Below are 15,009 nucleotides of genomic sequence, written 5' to 3'. Positions count from 1 at the left end.
GTGACGGCCACCGGCCGGGCACAGCGGCAAAGAAACGGACCCCCACGAGGCTCGCGCGAGGGTCCGTTTCTCTGTGTCCGGGGGAGGACTACTCCACCGTCACCGACTTGGCCAGGTTGCGCGGCTTGTCGATGTCGCGGCCCAGGACCTTCGCCGCGTGGTACGCGAGGAGCTGGAGCGGGATGCCCATGAGGATCGGGTCCAGCTCGTCCTCGTTCTTCGGGACCACGATCGTCCGGTCCGCCTTCTCCTGCTCCTGGTGCGCGACCGCGAGGATCTTGCCGCTGCGGGCCTTGATCTCCTCCAGCGCGGCGCGGTTCTTCTCCAGCAGGTCGTCGTCCGGGACGATGGCGACCGTCGGCAGGGCGGGCTCGATCAGGGCCAGCGGGCCGTGCTTCAGCTCGGAGGCGGGGTACGCCTCGGCGTGGATGTAGGTGATCTCCTTGAGCTTCAGGGACGCCTCGCGGGCGACCGGGTAGCCCCGGACACGGCCGATGAAGAGCATCGAGCGGCTCTCCGCGTACTCCTCGGCCAGCTCGCGGACCTGCTCCTCCTGCTTGAGGATCTCGGCGATCTGGCCGGGCAGCTTGCGCAGGCCCTCGATGATCCGCTTGCCGTCGCGCACCGACAGGTCACGGGTGCGGCCCAGGTGCAGGGCGAGCAGCGCGAAGGCGACCGTGGTGTTGGTGAAGCACTTGGTGGAGACCACGCACACCTCGGGACCGGCGTGCACGTAGATGCCGCCGTCGGCCTCGCGGGCGATGGCCGAGCCGACCACGTTGACCACACCGAGGACGCGGGCGCCCTTGCGCTTCAGCTCCTGCACGGCGGCCAGCACGTCGTACGTCTCACCGGACTGGGAGACCGCGACGTACAGGGTGTCGGGGTCGACGACCGCGTTGCGGTAGCGGAACTCGGACGCCGGTTCGGCGTCGGCGGGGATGCGGGCCAGCTCCTCGATCATCTGGGCGCCGATCATGCCCGCGTGGTACGAGGTGCCGCAGCCGAGGATCTTCACGCGGCGGATGCGGCGCGCCTCACGGGCGTCCAGGTTGAGGCCGCCCAGGTGCACGGTGGAGAAGCGGTCGTCGATGCGGCCGCGCAGCACGCGGTCCACGGCGTCGGCCTGCTCGTGGATCTCCTTGTGCATGTAGGTGTCGTGGCCGCCCATGTCGTAGGAGGCGGCCTCCCACTCCACGGTGGTGGGCTCGGCGCTGGTGCGGGTGCCCTCGGTGGTGTACGTGCGGAAGTCGTCGGCCTTCAGGGTGGCCATCTCGCCGTCGTCCAGGGTAACGATCTGGCGGGTGTGGGTGACCAGGGCGGCGATGTCCGAGGCGACGAACATCTCCTTCTCGCCGATGCCGAGGACGACCGGGGAGCCGTTGCGGGCCACCACGATGCGGTCGGGGAAGTCGGCGTGCATCACGGCGATGCCGTAGGTGCCCTCGACGGCGCGCAGCGCCTCGCGGACCTTGTCCTCCAGCTTCTCGGCGCCGGAGCGGGCGACCAGGTGGACGAGGACCTCGGTGTCGGTGTCGGAGAGGAACTCGACACCGTCCGCCTCCAGCTTGCGGCGCAGGTCGGAGGCGTTGTCGATGATGCCGTTGTGGACGACGGCGACCTTGTCGTCGGCTGACATGTGCGGGTGGGCGTTCACATCGGAGGGGGCGCCGTGGGTGGCCCAGCGGGTGTGGGCGATGCCGGTGGTGCCCTTGAAGCGCGCGGGGACCTTGGCCTCCAGGTCACGCACCCGGCCCTTGGCCTTGACCATCTTCAGGGCAGGCGTCTTGGGGGAGCTGACGACGACACCCGCCGAGTCGTAACCCCGGTACTCCAGGCGCTGGAGGCCCTCCAGCAGCAGGGGAGCGACGTCCCGCTTACCGATGTATCCGACAATTCCGCACATGTAATAGCTCCCTCACCCTGGCTTCTCAGCCGTAGACCATGCGGCGCAGCTGCCTGAGCGTGAGCTCCGGCGGCGCCACCGCGCGGTATTTCAGGTCCGCATCGATCCGTTCGAAGATCGCCGCGTTCTGCAGGCCCTGGGCCTGCAGTTCTCGGTGTCGACGACGGACGTAGTCCTGGGTCGTCTCGTCGAAGAAGGCGAGCACGTCCTGTATCACTCGCAGCGCCTCGCCCCGGCTGAGCGGGGTGGAGCGCGTCAAATGATCGACAAGTTCCTCGTGCACCCGGTAGATCTTCGGGTACGGACGCCGGTTTCGCAAGAATCGTGCCCGATTCCGGGCAAGCGCCTGTTGGCGTGCTCATGGTGTGCTGTTCGCCCGGTGTCCACTCGCCGTCCCGGACCGCGTTGCCGCCGCCCACGAGTTTGCTGGCCATGGACATTCCTCGTATGGGCGTACCCGAGAAGCTGGCCGAGCGGATGAGCATGGCCGAGCGGCACGAGTACCTGCGGAGCAGATTCTCCCGGCGCACCCTGATCAGGGGCGGCGCCGTCACCCTCGGCACGGTCGCGGGCGGCGCCTTCGTACCCGGCGCCGCGACCCCGGCCGCCGCCGCGACCCCGACGGCCCCGGCGCCGCGCCGCACCGAGCACGTGGACGGCGCGCTGGCCGCCCCCTTCGGCCGCCATCTCGCCTGGGGCAACGACCCGCGCACCGAGGTCACCGTCTCCTGGCAGGTCCCGGTCGCGGTGAAGCGCCCCTTCATCCGGATCGGCGCCCACCCCTGGGACCTCTCCCGCAAGATCGACGCCGAGGTCCGCGCGCTGTACACCCCGGCCGGGGTCGGCGCGAGCGGCGACCACACCCAGTACTACGTGCACGCGCGGCTCAGCCACCTGCGCCCCGGCCAGACCTACTACTACGGCGTCGGCCACCACGGCTTCGACCCCGCCGAGCCCCACCTGCTCGGCACCCTCGGCACCTTCACCACCGCCCCCGCCCACAAGGCGCCCTTCACCTTCACCGCCTTCGGTGACGAGGGCGTCGGCTACCACGGCCTCGCCAACAACGCCCTGATCCTCGGCCAGAACCCCGCCTTCCACCTGCACGCGGGCGACATCGCCTACGGCGACCCCTCCGGCGCGGGCAAGACCGCCGACACCGGCTTCGACTCCCGCACCTGGGACCAGTTCCTGCACCAGACCGAGTCCGTCGCCAAGCAGATCCCCTGGATGCCCGCCTACGGCAACCACGACATGGAAGCCTGGTACTCGCCCAACGGCTACGGCGGCGAGGAGGCCCGCTGGTCCCTCCCGGACAACGGCCCCGACGCGGCCAACCTCCCCGGCGTCTACTCCTTCGTCTACGGCAACACCGCCGTGATCTCGCTGGACGCCAACGACATCTCCTACGAGATCCCGGCCAACCTCGGCATCTCCGGCGGCACGCAGACCAGGTGGCTGGAGGCGCAGCTCAAGAAGTACCGGGCCGCGCGGGACGTCGACTTCGTGGTCGTCTTCTTCCACCACTGCGCCTACTGCACCTCCACCGCCCACGCCTCCGAGGGCGGGGTGCGCCAGGAGTGGGTGCCGCTGTTCGAGAAGTACACCGTGGACCTGGTCATCAACGGCCACAACCACCAGTACGAGCGCACCGACGTGATCAAGGGCGACACGGTCACCAAGAAGCTCCCGATCGGCGGCACCGCCTACCCCGAGACCGAGGGCGTCGTCTACGTCACCGCGGGCGCGGCCGGGCGCAGCCTGTACGCCTTCACCGCGCCCGACACCTACGAGGGGCACGAGCGCGAGGTCGAGTCCGTCTCCTCCTTCGTCAACCTCAAGGACGGCAAGAAGCCCGAGACCGTCGCCTGGTCCCGGGTGCGCTACCTCGACTACTCGTTCCTGCGCGTGGACGTCACCCCCGCGCCCAGGGGTCGGCACACCACGCTGACCGTGTCCGGCATCGCCGAGACCGGCGAGCGCGTCGACCACTTCACGGTGGCCCGCCGCGCGAAGTAGCGGAGCGGGCGGGGCGGGCGGTCCTCACCGTCGATTGAGGGCCGCCCCGTCGGATGGTTGGCCGGGACGGGCGGGATCGTTTCACCGGATCTACGGGAGAGTGGTCTCGACCAAATCCGAAGGGAGCGCATGTGAGACTGCACCACGGCACCACTCCCCGAACGACCCGAATCCTCGGATCACTGCTGCTGGTCGCGGCGGCCGGTGTCTTCACCTTCACCGCGACCCCCGCCGCGCAGGCGGCCACCCCGCCCGCGCTGGACCGGGTGGTCCCGGCGCCCGCCTCGGTCGAGCCGGGCGGCACCCCGTACCGCATCACCCGCGCGACCGCCGTCCGGGTGGACGGCTCCGCCGAGGTCCGCCGGATCGGCGCCTACCTCACCGGCATCCTGCGGCCCTCCACCGGCTATCCGCTGCCGCTCACCGACCACGGCGGCGGAGGCATCCGACTCCGCCTCCAGAAGGGCGACTTGGGCGCCGAGGGGTACCGGCTGCACAGCGGAGCCGGGGGCGTCACCCTCACCGCCGCCGCCCCCGCCGGCCTCTTCCACGGCGTGCAGACCCTGCGCCAACTGCTGCCCGCGGCCGTCGAGAAGAAGACCGTCCAGCCCGGCCCCTGGCAGATCGCGGGCGGTACCGTCGTGGACCGCCCGCGCTACGCCTACCGGGGCGCCATGCTGGACGTCTCCCGGCACTTCCTCACCGTCGCCCAGGTCAAGCGCTACATCGACCAGTTGGCCCTCTACAAGATCAATGAGCTGCATCTGCACCTCAGCGACGACCAGGGCTGGCGCATCGCCATCGACTCCTGGCCGCGCCTGGCCACGTACGGCGGCTCCACCGAGGTCGGCGGCGGCGAGGGCGGCCACTACAGCAAGGCCGACTACCGGGAGATCGTCCGGTACGCGGCCGACCGCTATCTCGAGGTCGTCCCCGAGATCGACATGCCCGGCCACACCAACGCCGCCCTCGCCTCCTACGCCGAGCTGAACTGCGACGGCGTGGCGCCCCCGCTCTACACCGGCACCCAGGTCGGCTTCAGCTCGCTGTGCGTGTCCAAGGAGGTCACCTACGACTTCGTGGACGACGTGATCCGCGAGCTGGCCGCGCTCACCCCGGGCCGCTATCTGCACATCGGCGGTGACGAGGCGCACTCCACCAGCCACGCGGACTACGTGACGTTCATGGACCGGGTGCAGCCGCTCGTCGCCACGTACGGCAAGACGGCCATCGGGTGGCACCAGCTCACCGGCGCCCATCCGGTGAAGGGCGCCCTCGCCCAGTACTGGGGCCTGGACGGCACCAGCGCGGCGGAGAAGGCGCAGGTCGCCGAGGCCGCGCGGAACGGCACCGGGCTGATCCTGTCCCCGGCCGACCGGGTCTACCTCGACATGAAGTACACCCAGGACACCCCGCTCGGCCTGGACTGGGCGGGACTGGTGGAGGTGCGGCGGTCCTACGACTGGGACCCGGGCGCCTATCTCGACGGAGCGCCCGCCTCGGCGATCAGGGGTGTCGAGGCTCCCCTGTGGTCGGAGACGCTGAAGAAATCCGCCGACCTCGAGTACATGGCGTTCCCGAGGCTGCCGGGCGTGGCGGAGCTGGGCTGGTCACCGGCCACCACCCACGACTGGGACGCCTACCGGGTGCGGCTGGCCGCGCAGGCCCCGCGCTGGGACGCCCTCGGCATCACCTACTACCGCTCGCCGCAGGTCCCCTGGCCGACGGGCTGATGGCACGGTGACAGGGGTACGGGCACCCCGGAGGACCGTCTCCGGGGTGCCCGTGGTCTGGTCACGGCCCCTCAGCGCCCGGCGAGCGGGTTCTCCAGGGTGCCGATGAGCTGGAGCGCGCCGGACGGGTCGGCGAGGTCCACCATCTGCTTGTTGTTCCGCAGCTGGAGCCGGTTCAGGCAGGACAGCGCGAACTCCGGCGCGAACATGTCGTACCGCTCGAACTTCTCCGCCAGCTGCGGGTTCGCCTCCTGGTACGCGCGGGTGATCTCCGCGACCGTGTCCCAGAACTCGTCCTCGGTGAGCACGCCGTCGGCGGCCAGGTCGGCGGCGAGGAAGCGGAAGAAGCAGTCGAAGACGTCCGTGAAGATCGACAGCAGCTTCTTGTCCTCGGGCACCTCCACCCGGATGCGCCGCACCTCCGGCGGCAGGGCCGCGTCCGGGTCCATGACGGCGATCTCCTCGGCGATGTCCTTGTACACCGCGCGCCGGACCTTGCCGTCCGCCAGCACCAGGATGACGTTCTCGCCGTGCGGCATGAACACCAGGTCGTAGGCGTAGAAGCTGTGCAGCAGCGGCACGTAGTAGGCGCGCAGGTAGTCGCGCAGCCAGTCGGTGGGTGCCTGGCCGGAGCGTTCGATGAGCGCGCCCGCGAAGGAGGCGCCGTCGTGGTCGGTGTGCAGCAGGGACGCCATCGTCGCCAGCGACTCGCCCTCGGCGAGGCGGGACACCGGGGACTCGCGCCACAGGGCGGCCAGCATCTTGCGGTAGGGGGAGTAGCGGTCGGTGGCCCGCTCGTACTCCAGGTGCCGGTAGCCGACGGCCGCCTGCTCGCGGATGATCGTGAGGCCGGTCGCGGTGAGCACCGGGTCGTTCTCGATCAGCCGGGCCAGCCAGTCGTTGATCGCCGGGGTCGCCTCCATGTAGGCGGCCGAAAGCCCGCGCATGAAGCCCATGTTGAGCACGGACAGCGCCGTCTTCACATAGTTCTTCTCGGGGTGTGTCCGGTTGAAGAACGTCCGGATGGACTGCTGGGCCAGGTACTCGTCGTCGCCCTCGCCCAGGCACACCAGGTTGCGGCGGGCCACCTCGGCGGCGAAGGTCACGCTCAGCTTGTTCCACCACTGCCAGGGGTGGACCGGGATCAGCAGATAGTCGTCCGCGTCGAGACCCTGCTCGGTGAGCACGCCCCGGAACCGCTCCAGGGTGGCCTCGCCCAGCTCGCGCCGGAAGAACTCCTCGTACTCGACGCCCGCCCCGGCGGTGAACGCGGCGCGCGAGCGGTGCGCGGCCAGCCAGACCAGTTTCACCGGGCTCGCGGTCTCCGGCGCGTACGCCAGATACTCCTGGACACCGAAGCCGAGCCGCCCGTTGTTGGCCACGAAGCAGGGGTGGCCCTCGGTCATCCCGGTCTCGATGTCCTGGAACGAGGCGCCCGCCAGCTCCTTCGCGCTGATGCGCGGCTTGGTCAGCTTGTAGCAGGTGCCGGAGAGGGTGGAGGAGATCTCCTCCAGGTAGACCGGCAGGATCTCCTCGCTCAGCCCCAGGGTCTCCCGCAGCTCGATGAAGAAGTCCAGTGCGGCGAGCGGGAGTTCCTCGCCCTCGCGGTGCCGGGTGATCGAGTCGGCGTCCACCTGCCAGTGGTCCAGGCCCCGGCGCACGGCGGAGAAGCGGTACGAGGTGAGCTTGTCGTCGCCGCGGACGACGTACTCCTCGCCCTCCGGCTCGGGGGTGAGCAGGCGCTCGTGCGCGAACTCGGAGAGCGCCTTGCGGATCAGCAGGCGGTTGGCCTTCTCCCAGCGCTCGGGGGAGAGGTGGGCCACGGAGTCGGCGAGGGTCATGCCGCCACCCCCGTCGCCGTCTCGAACCGTTCCCGGGTGCAGAAACTCAGCAAGGCGCGCTTCTCCGGCTTCTCTATCTCGCCCTCGGGCACGAACCCGACGGCCTCGTTCAGCGCGTGCACGGCGGTGTTGCGCACATCGGGCTCCACGACCACGCGCAGGGTGCGCGGGTCCGCGAACAGCTCCGCCATCACGGCGGTGATGACCCGCCGGGTGAACCCGTGCACGGGGGTGTCGGTGGGCGCCACCAGGAAGTGCATGCCCACATCGCCCGGCTGGGCCTCGTACAGCCCGGCCAGCTCGCGGTGCGCGGGGTCGTAGGACTCCATCAGGAACACCGGCACCCCGTCGTCCAGGCCGAGGAAGGCGTGGTGGTGCTCGTCGGCGGCGATCTCCATGTAGGCACGCTCGACGTCCACCAGCTTCGCGTCCTGCATCATCCAGAACGCGGCCTTGGGATCGGTCACCCAGCCGTGCACCAGGCTCGCGTCCTTCAGGGGGTCGAGCGGGCGGATCGAGAAGGTCATACGGCGAACTCCTGGAAAGCGATGGTCTTTTCGACCGGGTAGTACTCCGAGCCGAGCAGCTCGCGGATGATGTAGGCGTTGCGGTAGGCACCCATGCCCAGGTCGGGGCTGGTGATGCTGTGGGTGTGGACACCGGCGTTCTGGAGGAAGACACCCCGGCCGGTGACGTCGATGGCGTAGTTGCGGGCCACGTCGAAGTTGCCGTGGCTGTCGTGGCGCAGGCGGTCGCGGACCGGCTTCAGGAACTCCGGCTCGCGGTACTGGTAGCCGGTGGCCAGCACCAGGCCCTCGCTGTCCAGCTCGTAGTCCTTGCCCTGTTCCTCCTGGCGGAGGGAGAGGGTGTACGTGCCGTGGTCGTAAGAGGCGCTGTGCAGCGAGGAGTTGGTGAGCAGGCGGGTCTGGACCGGGCCGCCGAGGTTCTTCTGGTAGAGCAGGTCGAAGATCGCGTTGATCAGCTCGCCGTCGATGCCCTTGAACAGGCCCTTCTGCTGGGCGGTGATCCGGTACCGGGTGTCCTCGGGGAGCGCGTGGAAGTAGTCGATGTACTCCGGGGAGGTCATCTCCAGCGTGAGCTTGGTGTACTCCAGCGGGAAGAACCGCGGGGAGCGGGTGACCCAGTTGAGCCGGTAGCCGTGGACGTCGATCTCGCTGAGGAGGTCGTAGTAGATCTCGGCGGCCGACTGCCCGCTGCCGACCAGGGTGATGGAGCGCTTCTTCTGCAGCTCCGCCTTGTGGGCGAGGTAACGGGAGTTGTGGATGAAGTCGCCGCCCAGGCCCTCGCAGGCTTCCGGGATGTACGGCGGGGTGCCGGTGCCGAGGACCAGGTGCTTGGCGCGGTAGGTGTCACCGGTGTCGGTGTGCACCGCGTAGAGCCCGTCCTCCCACGTCACCTCGGTGACCGTGGTGCTGAAGCGGACGCTGGTCAGCTTGTTCGCGGCCCAGCGGCAGTAGTCGTCGTACTCGACCCGCAGCGGGTAGAAGTTCTCCCGGATGTAGAACGAGTACAGGCGGCCTTTCTCCTTCAGGTAGTTGAGGAAGGAGTACGGCGAGGTCGGGTCGGCCAGGGTGACCAGGTCCGACATGAACGGCGTCTGGAGGTGGGCGCCGTCCAGGAACATTCCGGCGTGCCACTCGAAGTCGGGCTTGGAGTCGAGGAAGACGCCGTTCAGTTCCTCGATGGGCTCGGTGAGGCAGGCCAGGCCGAGGTTGAAGGGGCCGAGGCCGATCCCCACGAAGTCAAGGACGGGGCTGGCTTCAGGAAGCGCGGTCAAGGGACTCTCCCAGGTACTGCTCGGCGTGGCCGGCGATCAGATCGAGGACGGCGGCGATGTCGGCCGCGGTGGTCTCGGGGTTGAGCAGGGTGAACTTCAGGTAGTGGCGGCCGCCGACCTTGGTGCCCGCGACCACGGCGTCGCCGGAGGCGAACAGGGCCTTGCGGGCGTACAGGTTGGCGCGGTCGATCTCGGCCGGGTCGGTGACGTCCGCCGGGATGTAGCGGAAGACCAGGGTGGACAGCGAGGGCGCCACGACCACGTCGTAGCGCGGGTCGGCGGCCAGCAGTCGCCAGCCCTCCTGGGCCAGTTCGCAGACCTCGTCGAAGAGTTCGCCGATGCCGTCGGCGCCCATCACGCGCAGCGTCATCCACAGTTTGAGGGCGTCGAAGCGGCGGGTGGTCTGGAGGGACTTGTCGACCTGGTTGGGGATGCGCTCCTGCACCATGCGGCGGGGGTTCAGATAGTCCGCGTGGTAGGTGGCGTGCCGCAGGGTGGCCGCGTCCCGGACCAGCACGGCGGAGGAGCTCACCGGCTGGAAGAAGGACTTGTGGTAGTCGACGGTGACCGAGTCGGCGCGCTCGATGCCGTCGATGCGGCCGCGGTGCTTCAGCGAGGTGAGCAGTCCGCAGCCGTAGGCGGCGTCCACGTGCATCCACGTCCCGAACTGCGCGCAGAGTTCGGCGATCTCGGGGAGCGGGTCGATGGAGCCGAAGTCGGTGGTGCCCGCGGTGGCGACGACGGCCATCGGGACCAGCCCGTCCTGGACGCAGCGCTCCAGCTCGCGGGCGAGCGCGAGGGTGTGCATCCGCTTGTCGTGGTCGACCGGGATGACGACGACCGCGTCCGGGCCGAGGCCGAGGAGTTTGGCGGACTTCTTCACGCTGAAGTGGCTGACCTCGGAGGTGAAGACGCGCAGGTGCCCGTAGGACTCGGCCTTGGCCTCCTCGCGGGCCAGCAGCAGGGCCTGGAGGTTGGACTGGGTGCCGCCGGAGGTGAACACACCGTCGGCGGCGGGTCCGAGGCCGATGCGGGCGTTGGTCCAGTCGATCAGTTTCCGCTCGATGAGCGTGCCTCCGGCCGACTGGTCCCAGGTGTCCAGCGAGGAGTTGACCGCGGAGAGCACGGCCTCGCCGACCACGGCCGGGATGACGACCGGGCAGTTGAGATGCGCGAGGTAGCGGGGGTGGTGGAAGTAGACGGCGTCGCGGAGGTAGACCTCCTCCAGCTCGTCCAGCGCGGCCGCGGTGTCGCCGAGCGGCTGGTCGAGGTCGACGGAGTCGACGCGGGGAGCGAGGTCGTCGACCGTGACACCGGTGAACGGGCTTGCGGCGGTGGCGAGTTTGGCCGCCACCCGCTCTACTCCTTCGGTCACGGAGCGGCGGTACGACTCCGCGGTGAGGCCATTGAGCAGGTGCGAGCGCATGAGGGGGTCCTCCGAGGGAAACACGAGGGGGCGTGAAGTTCCGCGGCTTCAACTTAGGTAAGCCTAACCTAAGTCGGAGTCCGTTGATCACGCCCCTCCCGTGACGGCCGTCACTCCGGGGGAGCCGCCCCTCACGCGGCGCGCAGCTGTTCCTCCGTCAGCCCCCGCCGCCAGTAACCGACGAAGGTCACCCGCCGCCGGTCGGTGCCGCGCTCCCCGACGAAGTGCCGCCGCAGCTCCCGTACTTGTCCGGCCTCGCCCGCGAGCCAGACGTACGGGTTCGTGTGCGGGGGCAGTTCGGCCGCGCGCAGGGCCTCCACAGCCGAGGGGGCGCCCTCCCGCCGTACCAGCCAGGTGATGCGGGCGTCCGCCTCGGTGCGCACGTCCTGGATGTCCCCGGCGTGCGGCACCTCCAGCCAGGCACGCACCCGAGCCGACGGCGGCAGCGACTCCAGTGCGGCCGTCGCGGCCGGTACGGCGGTCTCGTCGCCCCACATGACGATCAGGTCGGTGTCCTCCGGCGGCCGGAACCGGATGGCCCGGTTGTCGGCGATCGCCGGGCCGAGCAACAGCACCCGGTCGCCCGCGACGGCCCCGGCGGCCCAGCGGGAGGCGGGCCCGGCCGGGACCGGGGCGCCGGGCTCGGTGCCGTGCAGGGCGAAGTCGATGTCGATCTCGTCCGGGTCCCGGCGCAGCGCCCGCAGGGTGTACGAGCGCATCACCGCCCGTACGTCGTCCGGGAGTTCACGCCACCCGTGCCACCAGTCGTCGCCCAGCTCCAGCGGCACCGCGGGCTCGCGCTGGCCCGGTTGCGGCAGGAACAGCGAGAGGGACTGGTCGCGGCCGAGCGAGTGGAACTCGGTCAGCTCGGGGCCGGTGAAGGTGACCCGGAGCAGAGACGGACCGAGCCGCCTCGTCCGGGCCACCTGGAGGGCGAAGAAACGGAACGGGGCGGCTACGGCCGTCGTCATGCGGGGCTCCTGAACGTCAGGAAGGATTTATCCGGGCAGGGGTCAGCCGACCTTCTTGGCCGTCTCGATGGCCTTGGCGAGGTTCTCCAGCAGCGGCGCGCACTTGTCGTAGGACAGGATCGGCTCGGCGGCGCGGGGGATGACCTGGCCGGCCTTGACGGCGGGCAGCTTCTTCCAGGTGGCCTTGGTGATGTCGGCGGGCTGGAGGGCGACCGAGCGGTCGTCCATGATGATGACGTCGGCCGGGTACTTGTCGACGTTCTCCCAGCTCAGCGTCTCGAACCAGCCGCCGGTGGGCTTCTTGGCCGCCTCGGAGGGCTCGATGAAGTTCACGCCGAGGGACTTGAAGTACTCCAGGTCCGCGGAGAGGTTGGTGCCGGAGACGTAGAACGCGTCCTGCGCGGCGGAACCGGCCATCACCCGGATCTCGGGGCGGGACTTGGCCGCCTTGCGCAGCCGGGCCGCGGCCGCCTCGAAGCGCTTCTTGGCGTCGGTGACCTTGGCGGCCTTCATGTCGGCGCCGAGGGACTCGGCCAGCTCCCACACGCGCTGGAGGGGGCCGGTGAGCGGGCGGTCGTAGACCGAGACGGCGACGCTGGGGGCCAGCTTGGCTATCTTCGCGGCGGACTCCAGCGGCACGTACCAGAGGGTGCCCTGGGGGTCGAAGGTCGTGGTGATGAGGACCTGCGGGGCGAAGGCCGCGTACTCCTCGACGTTGAACTGGTTGAAGACGTTGCCGAAGACGGTCAGCTTGCTGACGTCCATGTCACCGGCCTGCACATCGGCCTTGCCGTCCTTGGTCTTGGTCGGGCCGAAGACGCCCTTGACCTCGACGCCGTAGTCGAACAGCGCGGCGGCGACACCGGTGAACGCGACGATCTTCGTGGGGACCGAGTCCAGCTTCACGGTCTGGCCGCGGTCGTCCTTGAAGCTCCACGCGCCGGACTTGCCGGGCTTGGCCTGCCCCTCGGAGCCACCGCTCTTCCCCTTGTCGTCACCGCACGCGGCAAGCGCGACGCCGAGACCGAGAACGCCGCCCGCGGCGAGGATGCCGCGACGAGTGGGGTGGGTGGCACGGGTGTGGGACATGGATATGACTGCTTTCGACCGGGGCGGACACCGCCTGACCAATTCGCAGCAAGGTTAGCCTAACCTTGCTCATTGTCCAGGGCTGGGGCGTCCGCCCCCGTCGGGGTGTTCTCCGAGGTCAGCCGGTCAGTCCCAACTCCCGCGCGATCAACATGCGTTGGACCTCGCTCGTGCCCTCGCCGATTTCCAGGATCTTGGAGTCGCGCCACATGCGGGCCACCGGGTACTCGTTCATGAAGCCGTAGCCGCCGTGGATCTGGGTGGCGTCGCGGGCGTTGTCGACGGCGACCGTGGAGGAGTGGAGCTTGGCGATGGCGGCCTCCTTCTTGAAGGGTTCGCCCGCCACCAGGCGGGCCGCCGCGTCGCGCCAGGCGAGGCGGGCGGTGTGCGCCTTCATCTCCATGTCGGCCAGCTTGAACTGGATGGCCTGGTTGGTGCCGATGGCCCGGCCGAAGGCGTGCCGCTCCTTGGCGTATCGCACCGACTCGTCCACGCAGCCCTGGGCGAGCCCGGTGCCCAGCGCGGCGATGGCGATGCGGCCCTCGTCCAGGATGCGGAGGAACTGCGCGTAACCGCGGCCCTGTTCGCCGAGCAGGTTGGCGGCGGGGACGCGCACGTCCTGGAAGGACAGCTCACGGGTGTCTGAGGCGTTCCAGCCGACCTTGGAGTAGGGGGCGGCCACCGTGAAGCCGGGGGTGCCCGAGGGCACGATGATCGCGGAGATCAGCGGCTTGCCGTCCGGCTTGCGGCCGGTGACCGCCGTGACCGTCACCAGGCCGGTGATGTCGGTGCCGGAGTTGGTGATGAAGCACTTGGTGCCGTTGATGACCCATTCGTCGGTGTCCGGGTCGAGGCGGGCCGTCGTACGGGTCGCGCCCGCGTCCGAGCCGCCGTCCGGCTCGGTCAGCCCGAACGCGCCCAGGATCTCGCCCGCGCACAGCCGGGGCAGCCACTCGGCCTTCTGCTCCTCGGTGCCGAACAGGTGGATCGGCATGGCGCCGAGCGAGACGCCCGCCTCCAGGGTGATGGCCACCGAGGAGTCGACCCGGGCCAGCTCCTCCAGCGCGATGCCCAGCGCCAGATAGTCGCCGCCCATCCCGCCGTACTCCTCGGGGAACGGCAGCCCGAACAGGCCCATCCGGCCCATCTCGCGGACGATCTCGTACGGGAACTCGTGCCGCTCGTAGAAGTCGCCGATCTTCGGCGCCACGACGTCGTGCGCGAACTCCTCCACCGTGCGGCGGAGTTCCTCCAGCTCGGGGCTGAGGCGGTGGTCCATGCTGATCACTGGTCCTTGTCGGGCTGGGTCGTGGTGCCGAGGGCGCGGACGGTGCGGGAGGGGCTCGGTCGGCCGAGCTGTTCCGCCATCCAGACGCTGGTGGCGGTCAGCGCTTCGAGGTCGACGCCGGTCTCTATGCCGAGGCCGCGCAGCATCCACACCAGGTCCTCGGTGGCGAGGTTGCCGGTGGCGGACTTGGCGTACGGGCAGCCGCCGAGGCCGCCCGCGGAGGCGTCGACCGTGGTGACGCCGTGCTGGAGCGCCGCGTAGGTGTTGGCGAGCGCCTGGCCGTAGGTGTCGTGGAAGTGGACGCCCAGCTCGGCCGTGGGCAGGCCCGCCTCGTTCAGCAGGGTGAGCAGGGCGCGGACCTGGCCCGGGGTGGCGACGCCGATGGTGTCGCCGAGGCTCAGCTCGTCGCAGCCCATGTCCTTCAGGGCCGCACACACCCGGACCACTTGAGGGAGCGGTACCGCGCCCTCCCAGGGGTCGCCGAAGCACATCGACACATAGCCGCGGACATGGGCGCCCGCGTCCTTGGCCTGCCGCACCACCGGCTCGAACACGGCCAGCGACTCGTCCACCGTGCGGTTGAGGTTGGCCTTGGCGAAGGACTCCGTCGCGCTGGCGAACACCGCGATCCGGCGCGCCCCGAGCGCGAGGGCCCGGTCGAGGCCGCGCTGGTTGGGCACCAGCACCGGCAGTTCGGCGTCCACGTCTGACAGCTGCGGGAACAGCTCCTCGGCGTCGGCCAGTTGGGGCACCCACTTGGGGTGCACGAAGCTCGTCGCCTCGATCGTGGTCAGGCCCGCCTCGCGCAGCCGACGGATGAACTCCGCCTTCACCTTGGTCGGTACGGCCGTCTTCTCGTTCTGCAGCCCGTCCCGCGCGCCCACCTCGTGGATGCGGACCCGCGCGGGCAGTCCGGGTTCGGGGACGACCATGGGGAG

Annotated in this window: 12 protein-coding genes; 2 read left to right on the top strand and 10 right to left on the bottom strand. The window is 70.0% G+C overall.

Annotation, left to right across the window (positions count from 1 at the left end):
* Positions 1-88 precede the first annotated feature (88 nt).
* Positions 89-1,906 carry a glutamine--fructose-6-phosphate transaminase (isomerizing) gene (gene glmS / locus ACI2LY_RS18260; protein WP_404708013.1) on the bottom strand — a complete coding sequence of 606 codons (1,818 nt, stop codon included), beginning with the start codon at positions 1,904-1,906 and terminating at the stop codon, positions 89-91.
* Positions 1,907-1,931: 25 nt separating this feature from the next.
* Complete coding sequence (locus ACI2LY_RS18255) at positions 1,932-2,189, bottom strand: hypothetical protein (RefSeq protein WP_030816599.1); 258 nt, start codon at positions 2,187-2,189, stop codon at positions 1,932-1,934.
* A gap of 164 nt (positions 2,190-2,353) precedes the next feature.
* Between ACI2LY_RS18255 and ACI2LY_RS18250 the strand changes: the two genes are divergently transcribed.
* On the top strand, positions 2,354-3,925 hold the full coding sequence (locus tag ACI2LY_RS18250) for a purple acid phosphatase family protein (protein ID WP_404708174.1): 1,572 nt from the start codon (positions 2,354-2,356) through the stop codon (positions 3,923-3,925).
* Between the two features lie 131 nt (positions 3,926-4,056).
* Complete coding sequence (locus ACI2LY_RS18245) at positions 4,057-5,658, top strand: beta-N-acetylhexosaminidase (RefSeq protein WP_404708012.1); 1,602 nt, start codon at positions 4,057-4,059, stop codon at positions 5,656-5,658.
* Between the two features lie 71 nt (positions 5,659-5,729).
* Here the strand turns inward: ACI2LY_RS18245 and ACI2LY_RS18240 are convergent, their stop codons facing one another.
* The 8 genes from ACI2LY_RS18240 to ACI2LY_RS18205 all read right to left on the bottom strand — a co-directional run bounded on the left by ACI2LY_RS18240 (position 5,730) and on the right by ACI2LY_RS18205 (position 15,003).
* The gene (locus ACI2LY_RS18240; protein ID WP_404708011.1) at positions 5,730-7,499 is read right to left on the bottom strand and encodes an IucA/IucC family protein; all 1,770 of its coding nucleotides are present in this window, start codon (positions 7,497-7,499) and stop codon (positions 5,730-5,732) included.
* Positions 7,496-8,026, bottom strand: a complete 531-nt coding sequence (locus tag ACI2LY_RS18235; RefSeq protein WP_404708010.1) for a GNAT family N-acetyltransferase — start codon at positions 8,024-8,026, stop codon at positions 7,496-7,498. Before ACI2LY_RS18235 ends, ACI2LY_RS18240 begins: the two co-directional genes overlap by 4 nt.
* Positions 8,023-9,297: a lysine N(6)-hydroxylase/L-ornithine N(5)-oxygenase family protein gene (locus ACI2LY_RS18230; protein WP_404708009.1), complete on the bottom strand. Its 1,275-nt coding sequence runs from the start codon at positions 9,295-9,297 to the stop codon at positions 8,023-8,025. The genes ACI2LY_RS18235 and ACI2LY_RS18230 overlap by 4 nt, the downstream gene beginning before the upstream one ends.
* Entirely contained in the window at positions 9,281-10,723 is a 1,443-nt protein-coding gene (gene desA / locus ACI2LY_RS18225; protein ID WP_404708008.1) for a lysine decarboxylase DesA, read from the bottom strand. The genes ACI2LY_RS18230 and desA overlap by 17 nt, the downstream gene beginning before the upstream one ends.
* Positions 10,724-10,854: 131 nt before the next feature.
* A complete protein-coding gene (locus tag ACI2LY_RS18220) occupies positions 10,855-11,694 on the bottom strand; it encodes a siderophore-interacting protein (protein WP_404708007.1) in 840 nt (279 codons plus the stop codon).
* A gap of 42 nt (positions 11,695-11,736) precedes the next feature.
* A complete protein-coding gene (locus ACI2LY_RS18215) occupies positions 11,737-12,783 on the bottom strand; it encodes an ABC transporter substrate-binding protein (RefSeq protein ID WP_404708006.1) in 1,047 nt (348 codons plus the stop codon).
* 118 nt (positions 12,784-12,901) lie between these two features.
* Complete coding sequence (locus ACI2LY_RS18210; RefSeq protein WP_404708005.1) at positions 12,902-14,062, bottom strand: acyl-CoA dehydrogenase family protein; 1,161 nt, start codon at positions 14,060-14,062, stop codon at positions 12,902-12,904.
* Positions 14,063-14,067: 5 nt separating this feature from the next.
* The gene (locus ACI2LY_RS18205; RefSeq protein WP_404708173.1) at positions 14,068-15,003 is read right to left on the bottom strand and encodes a hydroxymethylglutaryl-CoA lyase; all 936 of its coding nucleotides are present in this window, start codon (positions 15,001-15,003) and stop codon (positions 14,068-14,070) included.
* Between the last annotated feature and the right edge of the window lie 6 nt (positions 15,004-15,009).

It is taken from the genome of Streptomyces sp. NPDC002176, from assembly GCF_044903645.1.
Lineage (GTDB): Bacteria > Actinomycetota > Actinomycetes > Streptomycetales > Streptomycetaceae > Streptomyces.
Note: the sequence above shows the minus strand (reverse complement) of the source record. Positions and strands in the feature narration are given on the sequence as shown.

Coding starts and splice junctions, on each gene's coding strand:
- glmS (WP_404708013.1), bottom strand. CDS start 1,906: ATGTGCGGAATTGTCGGATACATCGGTAAGCGGGACGTCGCTCCCCTG.
- ACI2LY_RS18250 (WP_404708174.1), top strand. CDS start 2,354: ATGGGCGTACCCGAGAAGCTGGCCGAGCGGATGAGCATGGCCGAGCGG.
- ACI2LY_RS18240 (WP_404708011.1), bottom strand. CDS start 7,499: ATGACCCTCGCCGACTCCGTGGCCCACCTCTCCCCCGAGCGCTGGGAG.
- ACI2LY_RS18235 (WP_404708010.1), bottom strand. CDS start 8,026: ATGACCTTCTCGATCCGCCCGCTCGACCCCCTGAAGGACGCGAGCCTG.
- desA (WP_404708008.1), bottom strand. CDS start 10,723: ATGCGCTCGCACCTGCTCAATGGCCTCACCGCGGAGTCGTACCGCCGC.
- ACI2LY_RS18220 (WP_404708007.1), bottom strand. CDS start 11,694: ATGACGACGGCCGTAGCCGCCCCGTTCCGTTTCTTCGCCCTCCAGGTG.
- ACI2LY_RS18215 (WP_404708006.1), bottom strand. CDS start 12,783: ATGTCCCACACCCGTGCCACCCACCCCACTCGTCGCGGCATCCTCGCC.
- ACI2LY_RS18210 (WP_404708005.1), bottom strand. CDS start 14,062: ATGGACCACCGCCTCAGCCCCGAGCTGGAGGAACTCCGCCGCACGGTG.
- ACI2LY_RS18205 (WP_404708173.1), bottom strand. CDS start 15,003: ATGGTCGTCCCCGAACCCGGACTGCCCGCGCGGGTCCGCATCCACGAG.